Annotated in this window: 12 protein-coding genes; 10 read left to right on the forward strand and 2 right to left on the reverse strand. The window is 66.4% G+C overall.

Going from position 1 to position 13,418, the window contains the following annotated elements:
• Positions 1 to 211: 211 nt before the first annotated feature.
• The 6 genes from secD (at position 212) to Mspo_RS04135 (ending at position 6,316) form a co-directional block, all read left to right on the forward strand.
• A complete protein-coding gene (secD, locus tag Mspo_RS04110) occupies positions 212 to 1,804 on the forward strand; it encodes a protein translocase subunit SecD (protein ID WP_159727114.1) in 1,593 nt (530 codons plus the stop codon).
• Between the two features lie 11 nt (positions 1,805 to 1,815).
• On the forward strand, positions 1,816 to 2,796 hold the full coding sequence (gene secF / locus Mspo_RS04115) for a protein translocase subunit SecF (RefSeq protein WP_159727335.1): 981 nt from the start codon (positions 1,816 to 1,818) through the stop codon (positions 2,794 to 2,796).
• Between the two features lie 14 nt (positions 2,797 to 2,810).
• Complete coding sequence (locus Mspo_RS04120; protein ID WP_159727116.1) at positions 2,811 to 3,191, forward strand: Mth938-like domain-containing protein; 381 nt, start codon at positions 2,811 to 2,813, stop codon at positions 3,189 to 3,191.
• Between the two features lie 138 nt (positions 3,192 to 3,329).
• The gene (locus Mspo_RS04125; RefSeq protein WP_159727118.1) at positions 3,330 to 4,205 is read left to right on the forward strand and encodes a squalene/phytoene synthase family protein; all 876 of its coding nucleotides are present in this window, start codon (positions 3,330 to 3,332) and stop codon (positions 4,203 to 4,205) included.
• A 94-nt stretch (positions 4,206 to 4,299) separates the two neighbouring features.
• Positions 4,300 to 5,679, forward strand: a complete 1,380-nt coding sequence (locus Mspo_RS04130) for an ActS/PrrB/RegB family redox-sensitive histidine kinase (RefSeq protein ID WP_159727120.1) — start codon at positions 4,300 to 4,302, stop codon at positions 5,677 to 5,679.
• Positions 5,680 to 5,773: 94 nt separating this feature from the next.
• Entirely contained in the window at positions 5,774 to 6,316 is a 543-nt protein-coding gene (locus tag Mspo_RS04135) for an ActR/PrrA/RegA family redox response regulator transcription factor (protein WP_159727337.1), read from the forward strand.
• Between the two features lie 17 nt (positions 6,317 to 6,333).
• On the opposite strand, the gene Mspo_RS04140 is transcribed toward Mspo_RS04135, so the two are convergent.
• Positions 6,334 to 6,789 (reverse strand): MmcB family DNA repair protein, encoded by a 456-nt coding sequence (locus tag Mspo_RS04140; protein ID WP_159727122.1) that lies wholly within the window; start codon positions 6,787 to 6,789, stop codon positions 6,334 to 6,336.
• Between the two features lie 110 nt (positions 6,790 to 6,899).
• Here Mspo_RS04140 and Mspo_RS04145 point away from each other — a divergent pair, with 110 nt between their 5' ends.
• The gene (locus Mspo_RS04145; protein WP_159727124.1) at positions 6,900 to 7,982 is read left to right on the forward strand and encodes a polyamine ABC transporter substrate-binding protein; all 1,083 of its coding nucleotides are present in this window, start codon (positions 6,900 to 6,902) and stop codon (positions 7,980 to 7,982) included.
• 79 nt (positions 7,983 to 8,061) lie between these two features.
• Positions 8,062 to 9,195, forward strand: coding sequence for a glycosyltransferase (locus Mspo_RS04150; RefSeq protein ID WP_159727126.1), 1,134 nt, complete (start codon positions 8,062 to 8,064; stop codon positions 9,193 to 9,195).
• Between the two features lie 163 nt (positions 9,196 to 9,358).
• Here Mspo_RS04150 and Mspo_RS04155 read toward each other — a convergent pair whose 3' ends face one another.
• On the reverse strand, positions 9,359 to 11,515 hold the full coding sequence (locus tag Mspo_RS04155; protein WP_159727128.1) for a GumC family protein: 2,157 nt from the start codon (positions 11,513 to 11,515) through the stop codon (positions 9,359 to 9,361).
• 494 nt (positions 11,516 to 12,009) lie between these two features.
• On the opposite strand from Mspo_RS04155, the gene Mspo_RS04160 reads away from it, so the two are divergent.
• Together Mspo_RS04160 and Mspo_RS04165 are read left to right on the forward strand one after the other, a co-directional pair.
• Positions 12,010 to 12,258 (forward strand): acyl carrier protein, encoded by a 249-nt coding sequence (locus Mspo_RS04160; protein WP_159727130.1) that lies wholly within the window; start codon positions 12,010 to 12,012, stop codon positions 12,256 to 12,258.
• Positions 12,258 to 13,415: an acyl-CoA dehydrogenase family protein gene (locus Mspo_RS04165; protein ID WP_159727132.1), complete on the forward strand. Its 1,158-nt coding sequence runs from the start codon at positions 12,258 to 12,260 to the stop codon at positions 13,413 to 13,415. Before Mspo_RS04160 ends, Mspo_RS04165 begins: the two co-directional genes overlap by 1 nt.
• Positions 13,416 to 13,418: the final 3 nt, after the last annotated feature.

Below are 13,418 nucleotides of genomic sequence, written 5' to 3' on the forward strand. Positions count from 1 at the left end.
ATGCGAATTCAAATAGGTCTAGGGCGTTCGCAGCCGCAGTGGACGCCGGTTCGGCGTTGGAAACGCGTCGAAACAAAAGCTTGGAGTCTTTTCATGTTTCAATGAAACATGAAAAGACTCTGGCCGGAACGCATGCCCGCCCCGTCCCGGCCCGCCGACCAACGGGGCCGGGCCGGCCCCTCCCCGGACCGCCTCACAGGACCGACGATCCATGCTGCGCTTCGCCACCTGGAAGATTATCGCTATTCTGGCGATGACGCTCGCCGCCGTTCTCGTCGTCGTCCCGAGCATGCTCGGGACGACGAGCCTTGCGGCGCTGTCCTCGGCCCTGCCCGCCTGGGCGCAGCCGCGCACCATCGTGCTCGGCCTCGATCTCCAGGGCGGCTCCTATGTGATGCTCGAGGTGGACAAGGCGTCGGTGCTGCACACGCAGACGACCAATCTGCGCGACGACGTCCGCCGCATCCTGCGCGAGGAGAAGGTCGCCATCACCGGCGGCATCGGCGCTCAGGCGCGCGGCGTGCAGCTGCGCATTCCGGACGCCGCTGACCGCGCCAAGGTGCTGCCGAAGTTCCGCAATCTGGCGCAGGGCTTCGCCGGCGCGCGGCTCGGCGGGGCGCCGCCGCTCGACGTGCGCGATTCGGGCGACGGCCTCATCCAGATCGTCGTCACCGACGCCGGCGTGACCGACAAGGTCCGCCACGCGGTCGACCAGTCGATCGAGGTCATCCGCCGCCGCGTCGACGCGCTCGGGACGCGCGAGCCCAGCATCCAGCGCGAGGGCGACGACCGCATCATCGTCCAGGTCCCGGGCCTGCAGGACCCGGAACAGCTCAAGACCATTCTCGGCCAGACGGCCAAGCTCGAATTCCGCCTCGTCGCCGAGCCGGGCCAGAACCCATCCGAGCTCGAGGAGCTCGCCCAGGCCGACGAATCGGGCAAGGTCGCGATCGAGAAGCAGGTCATGGTGCAGGGCGAGGATCTGACCGACGCCCAGCCCAGCTTCGACCAGCAGCGCGGCGGCGAGCCCGTCGTCAACTTCCGCTTCAACATCCGCGGCGCGCAGAAGTTCGGCGAAGTGACCTCGAAGAATGTCGGCCGGCTCTTCGCCATCGTGCTCGACAATAAGGTGATCTCCGCGCCGCGCATCCTGCAGCCGATCACCGGCGGATCGGGCCAGATCTCGGGCCATTTCACCGTCGAGCAGGCCAATAATCTCTCGATCCTGCTGCGCGCCGGCGCGCTGCCGGCCAAGCTCGACATCATCGAGGAGCGCACGGTCGGCCCCGGCCTCGGCCAGGATTCGATCGACGCGGGCAAGCGCGCGGCCTATGTCGGCGCCGCCCTGGTCGTCGTCTACATGCTCGTCACCTATGGCGTGTTCGGAATCTTCGCCAATCTGGCGCTGTTCGTCCATATCGCCTTCATCTTCGCCGGCCTCGTGCTGCTCGGCTCGACGCTGACATTGCCGGGCATAGCCGGAATCGTGCTGACGATCGGCATGGCGGTCGACTCCAATGTGCTCATCTACGAGCGCATTCGCGAGGAACAGCATGGCGGCCGCTCGATCCTCGCTTCGCTCGACGCGGGCTTCAACCGCGCCTTCGCGACGATCGTCGACTCCAACGTCACAATGTTCGTCGCCGCGGCGATCCTCTATTTCCTGGGCTCCGGCCCGGTGCGCGGCTTCGCCGTGTCGCTCGCGCTCGGCATTCTGACGACGATCGTCACCGCCGTCACCATGACACGCATGATGATCGCGATCTGGTATCATTACGCGCGGCCGACGCGCCTGCCGATCTGAGGGTGAAACCGATGAAGCTGCTGCGTCTCGCCCCGGAGAACACCAAATTCCCGTTCATGCGGTTCCGCCGCGTGAGCTACCCTTTCTCCGCCTTCCTCTCGATCTGCTCCGTGCTGCTGTTCATCTTCAGCGGCATGAATTTCGGCATCGATTTCGCGGGCGGCACCGTCATCGAGCTGCGCGCCAAATCCGGCCACGCCGAGATCGCCACGCTGCGCGCGGGCCTCGAGAAGCTCGATCTCGGCGACGTCGAGGTGCAGTCCTTCGGCAATGAGTCGGACGCGACCTTGCGCTTCGGACCGCAGACGGGCGGCGACGCCGCCCAGCAGGCGGCGGTGGAGAAGGTCCGCAATTCCGTCGGCTCCGATTATGATCTGCGCCGCGTCGAGGTGGTCGGCCCGCGCGTTTCCGGCGAGCTGGTGCAGTCGGGCACGCTCGGCGTGGTGCTCTCCATCATCGCCGTGCTGACCTATCTGTGGTTCCGCTTCGAATGGCAATTCGCCATAGGCGCGGTCATAGCGACCATGCATGATCTTCTGCTCACCGTCGGCTTCTTCTCGATCACCCAACTCGAATTCAACACGACGTCCATAGCGGCGATTTTGACCATCGTCGGCTATTCGCTGAACGAGACCGTCGTCGTGCTCGACCGCATTCGCGAGATGATGCGCAAATATAAGAAGATGCCGACCGATCAGATGATCGATCTGTCGATCAACGCCGTGCTGCCGCGCACGATCATGACGGCGACGACGGTGTTCCTCGCGCTCTTGTCGCTGGCGATCTTCGGCGGCCATGTGATCCGCTCCTTCTCGCTCGCGATGATCTGGGGCATTTTCGTCGCGACTTATTCCTCTGTCTTCATCTGCTCGCCCATGCTGATCTATCTCGGCCTGCGCAACGAGGATGCGGGCCATGCGCCCGAGACCGCGCCGGCGCCGAGCAAAGCCGCCGCCAAGGCGACGACGCGCGCCAAGCCGAAAACGGCCTGACGGCGCCGCCCGCCATGGCTGAGCAGGGTCGCGGCTTCGTTCCGGGCCGTCACAGGATCGAGACCTATGGCGGCGGCGGCTTTCGCTTCGCGGAGATGTCGCATCGCGGCTCGCTGCTCGCTCTGCCCTCCGGCGTTCATGCGATCGAGACCGCCACCGCGGCGGCTGTCGACGAGGCGGCGCTCGCGCCGCTCTTCGCCGAGCCCGCGGGGGCGGTGGAGCTCTTGATCTTCGGCTCCGGCGAAAATCTGCGGCCGATCCCGCCGGCCTTGCGCGCCCGGCTCAGGGAAGCGGGCATCATGGTCGAGGCCATGGCGACGGGGCCGGCGGTCCGCACCTATAATATGCTGCTCGACGAAGACCGGCGCGTCGCCGCCGTGCTGATCGTGGTGTGATGCGGTTTCGCGTCCGGCGGGGCCGTCATTGCGAGGAGCATGAGCGACGAAGCAATCCAGGAGCCGCCCCACGGCTCTAGATTGCTTCGCTCCGCTCGCAATGACGTCCGCCGGAAAGCCGACGAGGTTTTTTCGCCCATGGACGACGCCGTTAGCAAACGCGAGACCGAGCTCGCCGACCACTATCGCCATTGCGAGGCGGCGCTGCGCGAGCAGGACCTCGACCTCTGGCTCGCCTGCCTCTTCGCGCCGGCGGGCGCGCGTCCGCATCTCCATGCGATCGGCGCCTTCGCCGCCGAGATCGCCGGCGTGCGCGCGCGCGTCTCGCAGCCGATCCTCGGCGAGATGCGCCTGCGCTGGTGGTACGATTCGCTGGAGGCGGCGGCCGACAGCGAGGGCGCGCGCGCCCATCCCATCGCCGACGCGCTCATCGACACGCTGGAGCGTCATGCGATCCCGCGCGAGGAGGTCGTCGAGCTGCTCGAGGCCCATAGTTTCGATCTCTATGACGAGCCGATGGAGAGCCTCGAGGCGCTGGAGACCTATTGCGACCGCGTCTTCGGCGCGCCCATGCGCTGGCGCGCCATGGCCATAGACGCGCAGGACGCGCGCCTTCAGGAAGAGGCGCTGCGCTGCGCCGGCCGCGCTTTGGGGCTGACGGCGATTCTGCGCGCCCTGCCCCGCCATATGGCGCAGGGACGGCGATTCGTTCCGGCCGATCTGCTGGCGCGCCATCGCGTCGAGGCGGATTTCGCCGAGACGAAGGCGACACCCGCGGTCTCGGCCGCGATCGGCGAGTTGCGTGGGCGGGCGCGCGAATATTACGCCGCGGCGAGGCAGGCCGTGAGCGGCGACGGACCGGCGCGGGCCGCGCTGCTGCCGGCGGCGACGATCCCTCTCTATCTCGCTGAAATGGAGCGCAAAGGCTTCGACCCTTTCCGCTCCATCGCCGAGCCCGCGCAATGGCGAAGACAGTGGCGGCTGTGGCGCACGGCGCGCGGCCGCGGCATATAGTCCTACGGAAAAGCCGTGCGGTCGGCGGCGGAAACGCCTATCTAGCGGAAAGCCGCGCGTCTCGCGCCGCTGCAATTGTCGAGACAACCGCCGCATGACCAATCTCGCCGACGCCGATCTCGGCCATCAAGCCCGCCAGCTCCGCGTCGACACGCTCATCATCCTGCGCTGGCTGGCGATCGCCGGCCAGACCTTCGCGACTCTCGTCACTTTCTTCTATTTCCAGTTCGACTTCCCGATCGGGCTGAGCTTCATCGCCATCGCCACCTCGGCCTGCCTCAACGCGGCGCTGCGTCTCGCCACGACTCGCACCTTCCGCCTCGACGACGGCGAGGCGGCGCTGCTCTTGTCCTATGACATATTGCAGCTCTCCGCCCTGCTCTATCTCACCGGCGGCGTCGCCAATCCCTTCGCCATGCTGTTTCTCGCGCCGGTGATGATCTCGGCCGTGTCGCTGCCGCGCAAGCTGACGATCCTGCTCGGCGTGCTGATGATCGCCGCGGCGACGATCCTCACCGTCGAGTATCAGCCGCTGCCCTGGTACGAAGGCGTCGAGCTGCATTTCCCGCTGCTCTATCGCACCGGCGTGTGGACGGCGCTGGTGCTGAGCGCCGCCTTCATCGGCCTCTACGCCGCCCGCGTCTCCGACGAGGCGCGGCAATTGTCGACGGCGCTCGCCGCGACCGAGCTCGTGCTCGAGCGCGAGCAGCATCTCTCGCAGCTCGACGGCCTCGCCGCCGCCGCCGCGCATGAGCTCGGCACGCCGCTCGCGACCATCGCCGTCGTCACCAAGGAGCTGCAGAAATCCGCGCCCATGACAGCGCCGGCGCTCGCCGACGATCTGGCGCTTCTGGCTCAGGAGGCGCGGCGCTGCCGCGATATTTTGCGCAAGCTCGTCTCGCTCGGCCAGGCCGACACGGGCGGGCTGCTCGACATGCAGACTCTCGAGACCATGCTCGAGGAGGTCGTCGAGCCGCATCGCGCCTTCGGCGTCGAGATCGAGGTGATGCAGCGCGGTCCGCCGGGCGAGCCGACCTTCTCGCGCAATCCCGGCATCGTCTACGGCCTCGGCAATCTCGTCGAGAACGCCGTCGATTTCGCCAACTCGAAAGTGCGCATAGAGGCGCTGTGGTCGAAGGATCTCGTCGTCGTCGTCATAGAGGACGACGGCCCCGGATTCTCGCAGGCGATCTTGAACCGCCTGGGCGATCCTTATGTGAGCGGACGCCCGACCGATCGGCGCACGAAGAACGAGCCCGGCTCCGGCCTCGGCCTCGGCCTCTTCATCGCCAAGACGCTGCTCGAGCGCTCCGGCGCGACGGTGACGACGGCCAATGTCACGCCTCCGCGAACGGGCGCCAAGGTGACGATCACTTGGCCGCGCTCGGCCCTCGAGCGGTCATCGGCCAATAGCGAGACGCCCGGGCGCGAGCGTGAGGCGGAGCAACAAACGCCTTCGTCCGACGCGGCGTGATGCTATATTGAATGATCCCAAACCTGGACGACGACGCATGATCGACGACACTGGCGCAGGCGAACACACCGAATTCGACGCGGCCGTCGAGGCCATGATCGGGGAGCTCCCGCAGGAGCGCTCGCTGCTCATCGTGGAGGACGACAAGCCGTTTCTCGGCAGGCTCACGCGCGCGATGGAGGCGCGCGGATTCCTCGTCACCGCCGTGGAGAGCGTCGAAGAAGGCCTCGCGGCCGTCGAGGCCGCCCCGCCCGCCTTCGCCATCATCGACATGCGGCTCGGCGACGGCAATGGCATAGACGTCATCTCCAAGCTCAAGGTCAAGCGGCCGGACGCGCGCGGCATCATCCTCACCGGCTATGGCAATATCGCCACGGCGGTCACGGCGGTGAAGCTCGGCGCCTTCGACTATCTGGCGAAGCCCGCCGACGCCGACGAGATCTATCATGCGCTGATGGCGACGAAGATCGACAAGCCGGACGCCGTCGACAATCCCATGTCGGCGGATCGCGTGCGCTGGGAGCACATACAGCGCGTCTATGAATCCTGCGAACGCAATGTGTCGGAGACGGCGCGCCGCCTCAACATGCATCGCCGCACGCTGCAGCGCATACTCGCCAAGCGCGCGCCGCGATGAGACCGCCGCGGCGCGGTTCAAAACTCGTCGCGATGCAGAGCGAAATGCAGCCGCTCCGCCGCCGCGCCGGCGAAACGCAGCAGCACGGCCTTGCGGCTCGCCGAGGCGAGCTTGTGGACCGGCGCCTCCCGCGCCAGCATCGCGCCATGCGCGTCGGCGACGATGAGCCCGGCGTCCGCCGGAAAGGCTGCTTCGGAAAGCTCGCAGGGAATGGCGAAATAGAAGCGATCGCAATGGAGGCGATAGTCCATCCATTTACGATCGGCGCGAAAATCGGCGAGCGAGCTCTTCACCTCGACGATGCGCAGCGCGCCGTCCGCCCCGAGCGCCACGAGATCGGCGCGCCGCCCGCCGGGCAGCGGCAGCTCCGCGAGCACGGAAAAGCCCGCCGCGCGCAGGTAGCGGCGCGCGCCGCGCGTCACGAGACGGGCGTTTTGTTCACGCAGGCTTTCGAGCGGAGGCGCCGGCTCCATCGCGATTCTCGAAACGGCGGGAGTGCGAAGGGAAAGCCATTTTGCCTATAAGGCGGCGCGCCGCGCAAGCGGCGAGACGGATCGCCGGCCGATGAGGGAGAGCGGATAGAATGAGAATCCTCGCCGCATGTGTGTTTCTGCTCGGCGGCGCCGTCGCCGCTCGAGGAGCGGAACGCATCGTCAATATCTTCAATTGGAGCGACTATATCGACGCGCGCGTGCTCGAGGACTTCACCCGCGAGACTGGCGTCAAGGTCGTCTACGACACTTATGACTCCAACGAGATTTTGGAAACGCGCCTGCTCGCGGGCAACGCCGGCTATGACGTCGTCGTCCCCTCGGCGACCTTTCTGCAACGGCAGATCAAGGCCGGCGTCTATCAGCCGCTCGACAAGAGCAGACTGAAGAATCTCGGCAATGCGTGGCCGGAGATCGCGCAGCGCCTCGCGCGCTACGATCCGGGCAATGTCTTCGCCGTGAACTATATGTGGTTCACGACCGGCGTCGCCTATAATGTCGCCAAGGTCAAAGAGCGCCTCGGCGACAAGCCGCTCGCCTCCTGGGACCAGGTGCTGAAGCCCGAAAATCTGCGCAAATTCGCCGATTGCGGCGTCTATGTGCTCGACAGCCCCGAAGACCTCTTCTCGATCACGCTCAACTATCTGAAGCTCGATCCCAATTCGAAGGACCCGGGCGACATACGCCGCGCCGCCGATCTGCTCTCGGGGCTGCGGCGCTACATCAAGAAATTCCACTCCTCGGAATATATAAATGCGCTCGCCAATGGCGACATTTGCCTCGCCATCGGCTGGGCAGGCGACAGTTTCCAGGCGCGCAACCGCGCGCACGAGGCGGCGAACGGCGTCGAGATCAATTATGTGATCCCGCAGGAAGGGACGCTGATGTCGCTCGACAGCCTCGCCATCCCGAAGGACGCGCTGCATCCCGATGAAGCGCATCTCTTCATCGACTATCTGCTGCGGCCGGAGATCGCCGCCCGCAACACCAAAGTGACCAATTTCGCCAATGGCGTCGGCGCCTCGCGCCCGCTCGTCGACAAGGAGATCGCCGAAAATCCGTCCATCTATCCGGATGCGGCGACGATGAAGCGCCTCTTCACCGTCACGGCCCCGGACCAGCCGATCCAGAAGATCGTCACGCGCGAATGGACGCGGGTGAAGACGGGCCGGTGAGCGTGGCGGTTCGCCTCTTGCTCCGAGACTGGCGGCGATAACGCCACTGTCTCATTCTGACGCAGGACGGAAGCCCTTCATGATCCGCGCGACCGAACGCAAGAAGACGCTGTTCCTGGTCTCGACCACCGCGCAGCCCTGCGGCGTCGAAGCCTTCGCGCGCCATGTGGCGGCGCGATGGGGCGAGCTCGGCCTCGACGCCCGGAGCCTCGCGGTCTCCGGCAAGGCGGGCGATTGGGCGGCGATCTGGCGCGCGCTGGGCGAGGTCGACGCGCTCGCGATCAACCTCCCGGTGGTGGCCTGGAAGAAGGTCGTGCTGACGCCCCTCGCCGCCCTGTGCCTGGCGCTGCTGCGCGGGCGTCGCCGGATCCTCGTCCTGCATGAATGGGCCGATCTCGATTGGCGCCGCCGGCTGCTGATCTCCGTCTACGCCCTCTTCGCGCAGCGTTTCGTCTTCTCCTCGCCCTTTGTGCGCGGCGGCTTCGCGAAAAGCGGCCCGCTGCGGCGACTGGCCACGCGCAGCGTCATTGCGCCCATTCCTTCCAATATTCCGCCGGCCGAGCCCGAGAGGCCCTCCCCTCTCGCCGAGCGCATCCGCGACGCGCGCGCCGAAGGTCGGATCGTCATCGGCCATTTCGGCTCGATCTACCCCAAGAAACAGTCGGACTTCGTGCTGGATGTCGCCGCCCGCCTGCGCGATTCGGGCCGGCCGGTCCTCTGCCTCTTCATCGGCGGCTTCATCAAGGGCGTCGATCGGGTGGAGGAAGACTTCCGGGCCAAGACGGAGGCGCTCGGCCTTGCCGAAGATTGTCTCGTGACCGGCTATGTGGACGGAGCGCATGCGCTGCATGCGCTATTCGCGGAGGTCGACTGCTTCCTCTATCGTTTTCCGGAGGGCCTCACCTCCCGCCGCGGCAGCGTGCTCGCCTGCCTGCAGTCCGGCAAGCCGGTCATCGTCAATGCGCCGCGCGAGACGAACGAATTCGACCATCACCGCGCCTATCGCAACGCCGTCGCCGGTGGCGCGTTGATGCTGCTTCCCAATGACGCGGATGCGGGCGCTTACGCCGATCGTCTCGCGCGCTCCGAGCGCCCGACGTCGCGCCCGCTCTCTTGGCTCTACGATCAATGCTGGCGCGACGCCGCCGCCGCCATCGCCGCCGCTTCGCTCGACGTCCAGCCCATCGGGACCGCGCCGCTTCCCACCGAGTGATACGGTTTGCGTGGAATGCTTCGCATTCCGCAAGGTCGTCATTGCGAGGAGCGGAGCGACGAAGCAATCCAGAGCCGCCCCACGGTTCTGGATTGCTTCGCTTCGCTCGCAATGACGGCCGGGGCGGTCATCGCTTGTTCGAGCGAAGCGGCGGCGACTCCGGTCAGGCGGTCTTGCGCGCCGCCGCGCGGTCCCGCCGCGGCAGCCAGGGATCGCTATGATCGACCCTGAGGATCAAAGCGATCTTGGCGCGCAGCGCCTCTGGGAGCTCGGCGATCGCCCGCTCCTCGTCCTGCTCGCGGCCGAGCACGGGCGCCACCCAGTCGAGCCGCGCGAACAGCGCCTCATCCGCGCCGACGCCGTCGCAGAGCACGATGTCGACCTCGGCCGGACTGCCCTTGCGGAAACCGTCCACGATCCGCTCGACCGCGCCGTCCGCGCGCGAGCGACGATCGATCGCCGGCAACGCCAGCAGCACGCTGTCGTCGGTGCGCACGAAAGGATCGTCGGCGTCGCCGAAGGCCTGGAGGCCATCCTCTATGAGGACGGTCAAGGCGGCGTCGTCGCGATCGGCGTCGACGAGCGCCACCTCGAGCTGCTGCAGCCGCAGCGCCAGGGCGATATTGACCGCCATGACGGTGCGGATCGCGCCCGGCGCGTCGCCGACGAGTCCGACGACGACCGGCCGCCGCGCCCCCTCGTCGACGAGCGCGCAGAAGCGCGACACGACGGCTTCGAGCTCGCGGCGATCGGCGAAGGGACGCACGAAGGGAATGCCGAGCCGCGTCAGCTCGAGCCTGTCCCGCCCCGCCGTCGGGCCGCGCACGGTGAATTTTGTCGCGTCGGTCACGGCGACGCGCATCGGCTCGGCTTCGGCATCCCGGCGCGAACCTTCTTCCGGGCCGGAGCCGCCAAAGCCGCGCTCGCGCAAAAATGCGAGGCCGAGGCCGAATGTGAGACCGGCGACGAAGCCCGCGCCCGTCATGAGCCCCGCGCCGGGCGGAAAGCTGCGCGCGATCGGCGGCGTCGCCATTGTGATGATATGCGTGCTGGCTGCGTCGAGCTGACGCGCCTCGCCGGTCTGGCGGGAGCGCGTGAGGAAGGATTCGTAGATGCTGCGGCTGACCTCGACCTCGCGCTCGAGATCGCGAAGCTTGACCGAAGCTTGCGCCGAGACGACCGCTTTGCCCTCGAGCTTCTGCATCTCGCGGCTCAGCGCTTCTTCCGTGCTGCGGGCGCGCTCGTAATCCTTGCGCAGCGATCCGGCGACGCGCGCGAGCTCGGCGTTGACGAGGCGCTTGGTCTCGGCGAGCCGCGCCGTCGCATTCTTGACGACCGGATGCTGCGGCCCGAGCTCGGCCGAAAGGTCGGCGAGCTTTTGCGACGCCTCCGCCTGCTGCCCGCGCAAAGCGTTCAAAGTGACGAGATTCATGCTCGCCGCTATGGCGGCGAGCTCGGTGTCGGAGCGCGCGGCGCGCTGCGCCTGCTCGAAGCGCGAGCGCATGTCCTCGAGCCGCGTGCGGGCGTAAGTGAGCTGCTGATTGAGCTCTTTCAGCCGCTGCTCGTCGATATAGGAATCGCGCGTGCCGACGAAGCCGTTTTCCGCCTTATAGGCCTCGACCGCCTTTTCGGCGACGAGCAGGCGCTCGCGCAGCCCGTCGAGACGCGCGGTGAAGGAGCTCGCCGCCTGATGCGCGGCGTCCGAATGCATGGAGGCGCGCACGTCGATATAGGCTTGCGCCACCGCATTGGCGATGCGGGCGGATTTCTGCGCATTATCGCTGGTCGCGGCGATATCGATGATGAAGGTGCGCTCCGGACGGCGCACGACGATCTTCGCGCCGAGCGCGCGCACCGCGCCGGCGACCATCTCCTCCTGCGTCGGCGCGCGGCCCAAACGCCCGAAAAGCTTGCCCAAAAAGGAGGTCGACGCGCCGAACTCCGGATCTTGCGTGAGCTTCTCCGCCTCGACGACGCGCTCCAGCACGACCTGCGAGGTCAGAATGCGCGTCTGCGTCTCGACGAAATTGATGAAGCCGGTCGAGTCCTGGCCCTGATTGGCGTCGCCCTCGAGGCCGGGCAGACCGCGCGGATCGAGATAGATTTGCGCGGCGGCGACATAGCGCGGCGTCAGCAGCTTGGTCAGCGCGAAGCCGCCCGCCGCGCAGGGGAGCGCCACGGCGAGGATGAACAGCTTGTTGCGAAGCGCGAGCGCGATCAGGGTCGCCGGCGTCACCGAAGGGCGAGCGCGCGGCCCTTCGGCGATCGCCGGAGGCGTGCGCTCTGCGACGCTTTTCAAACCCGATTCATAATCCAACATCACGCGCGTTCCGTCGACGTCGAACGAGTTGGCCCTGCATTCGCGTCCAGCGCGAATGTTCCATTTCATGGTTAACGTTTCTTGAACCCCTGTATCTCATCCAGCCTCTTCATGTCGAAAATAGGGTTCACGACGTCGAATCGATCGACGGCTCCCGGCGTGACAGAATTCGGGACGCCGCAGGTGTCTCGTCTGCGTCCAGAGCATCATAGCTGCGTGTCATTTTTGCGCAAAGCGCCGGAAAATTCTTTTCGAATCGGCCAAAATTCCATGGAACGAATCTCGCAGCGGTCGAAAGCGCAAACCGTTCACCAACGAGCAGCAAACAAGCTGAAAATAATGCGCGACAGCGTATGGTGGCATCGAAACGAGAGCGCTTCCAGCGGAAGTGGACGCCGGTTCGGCGTTGGAAGCGCGTCGAAATAAAAGCCGGAAGTCTTTCCCTGTTTCTGTGAAACAGGGAAAGACTTCAGATTCGATCGATGGAGAAAATTATGTTCGATACGATTAGACGACTCGTGGACGAACAAGGACGACTTTCCGTCGCCGCGGCGACGATCGGCGACGACGCCGATTTGTACGCCACGGGCCTCACCTCCTTCGCCGCCGTTCAGCTGATGCTCGCGCTCGAGGAGACCTTCGACGTCGAGTTCCCCGATCGCATGCTCAACCGCCGCAGCTTTTCCTCGATCGCGGCCATCGCCAACTGCCTGCAAGAGATCAAAGCGGAGGAAGCCGCCTGATGAATGCGCCTCTCGATCGCGGAGCCAATGTCGTCGCGACAGCCGCCCGCCACGCCGACGATGTCGACCGCAAAGGCCGCTTCCCGGTCGAAGCTGTCCAGGCGCTCAAGGACGCGCGCCTGCTCGCGCTGCTGATCCCCGTCGAATTCGGCGGCGGCGGCGCCGCTCTCGCCGATGTCGCCGAGCTCTGCACGTCGCTCGGCCAGCAATGCGCCTCGACGGCGATGATCTTCGCCATGCATCAGATCAAGGTGGCGAGCCTCGTCGCCCATGGCCGCGGCGCCGCCTGGCACGAGAGCTTCATGCGCCGCGTCTGCGACGAGCAGCTGCTGCTCGGCTCGGCGACGACGGAAGGCGGCGTCGGCGGCAATCTGCGCAACAGCATCTGCGCCTTCGAGCGCGACGGCGACATTTTCCGCATCGCCAAGGAAGGCGCGCTCATCTCCTACGGCGCCTATTCGGACGCGATCCTCGTGACGGCGCGCCGCGCGGCCGATGCGCCGCCCTCCGATCAGCAGATGGCCGTGCTCGAGAAGAGTCAATTTCGTCTCGAGCGCACCGGAAGCTGGGACGCGCTCGGAATGCGCGGCACCTGCAGCGAGGGCTTCACCTTCAGCGGGCAAGCGCCCACCGAGCAGATTTTCGCCCATGACTTCGCCGAGATCGCCTCGCAGTCCATGCTCGCGACGGCGCATCTCCTGTGGAGCGCGGTGTGGTTCGGCGTCGCCTCCGACGCGCTCGCCCGCGCTCAGGGCTTCGTCCGCAAGGACGCGCGCCGCCATCCGGACGGCCCCGCTCCCGGCGCGCTGCGCCTCGCCGAGGCGACGAACAAGCTGCAGCTCATGCGCGTCAATATCGTCGAAGGGCTGAAGCGCTTCGCAAAGGCGCAGAAGAACGAGGACGACCTCAACTCGATGAGCTTCGCCGTGGCGATGAACAATGTGAAGATCGGCTCGTCGCAGCTCTCGATCGAGATCATCAATCATGCGCTGCTGATCGCCGGCATCGCCGGCTACAAGAACGACACGCCCTACAGCGTCGGCCGCCATATGCGCGACGCCCTCTCGGCGCAGGTGATGATCTCCAACGACCGCATCTTCACCAATCTGTCCAATCTGCTGCTCGCGCAGCGCATCGACCAGCGACTGGGAGACTGACTC

This window comes from Methylosinus sp. Ce-a6, assembly GCF_009811655.1.
GTDB lineage: Bacteria > Pseudomonadota > Alphaproteobacteria > Rhizobiales > Beijerinckiaceae > Methylosinus.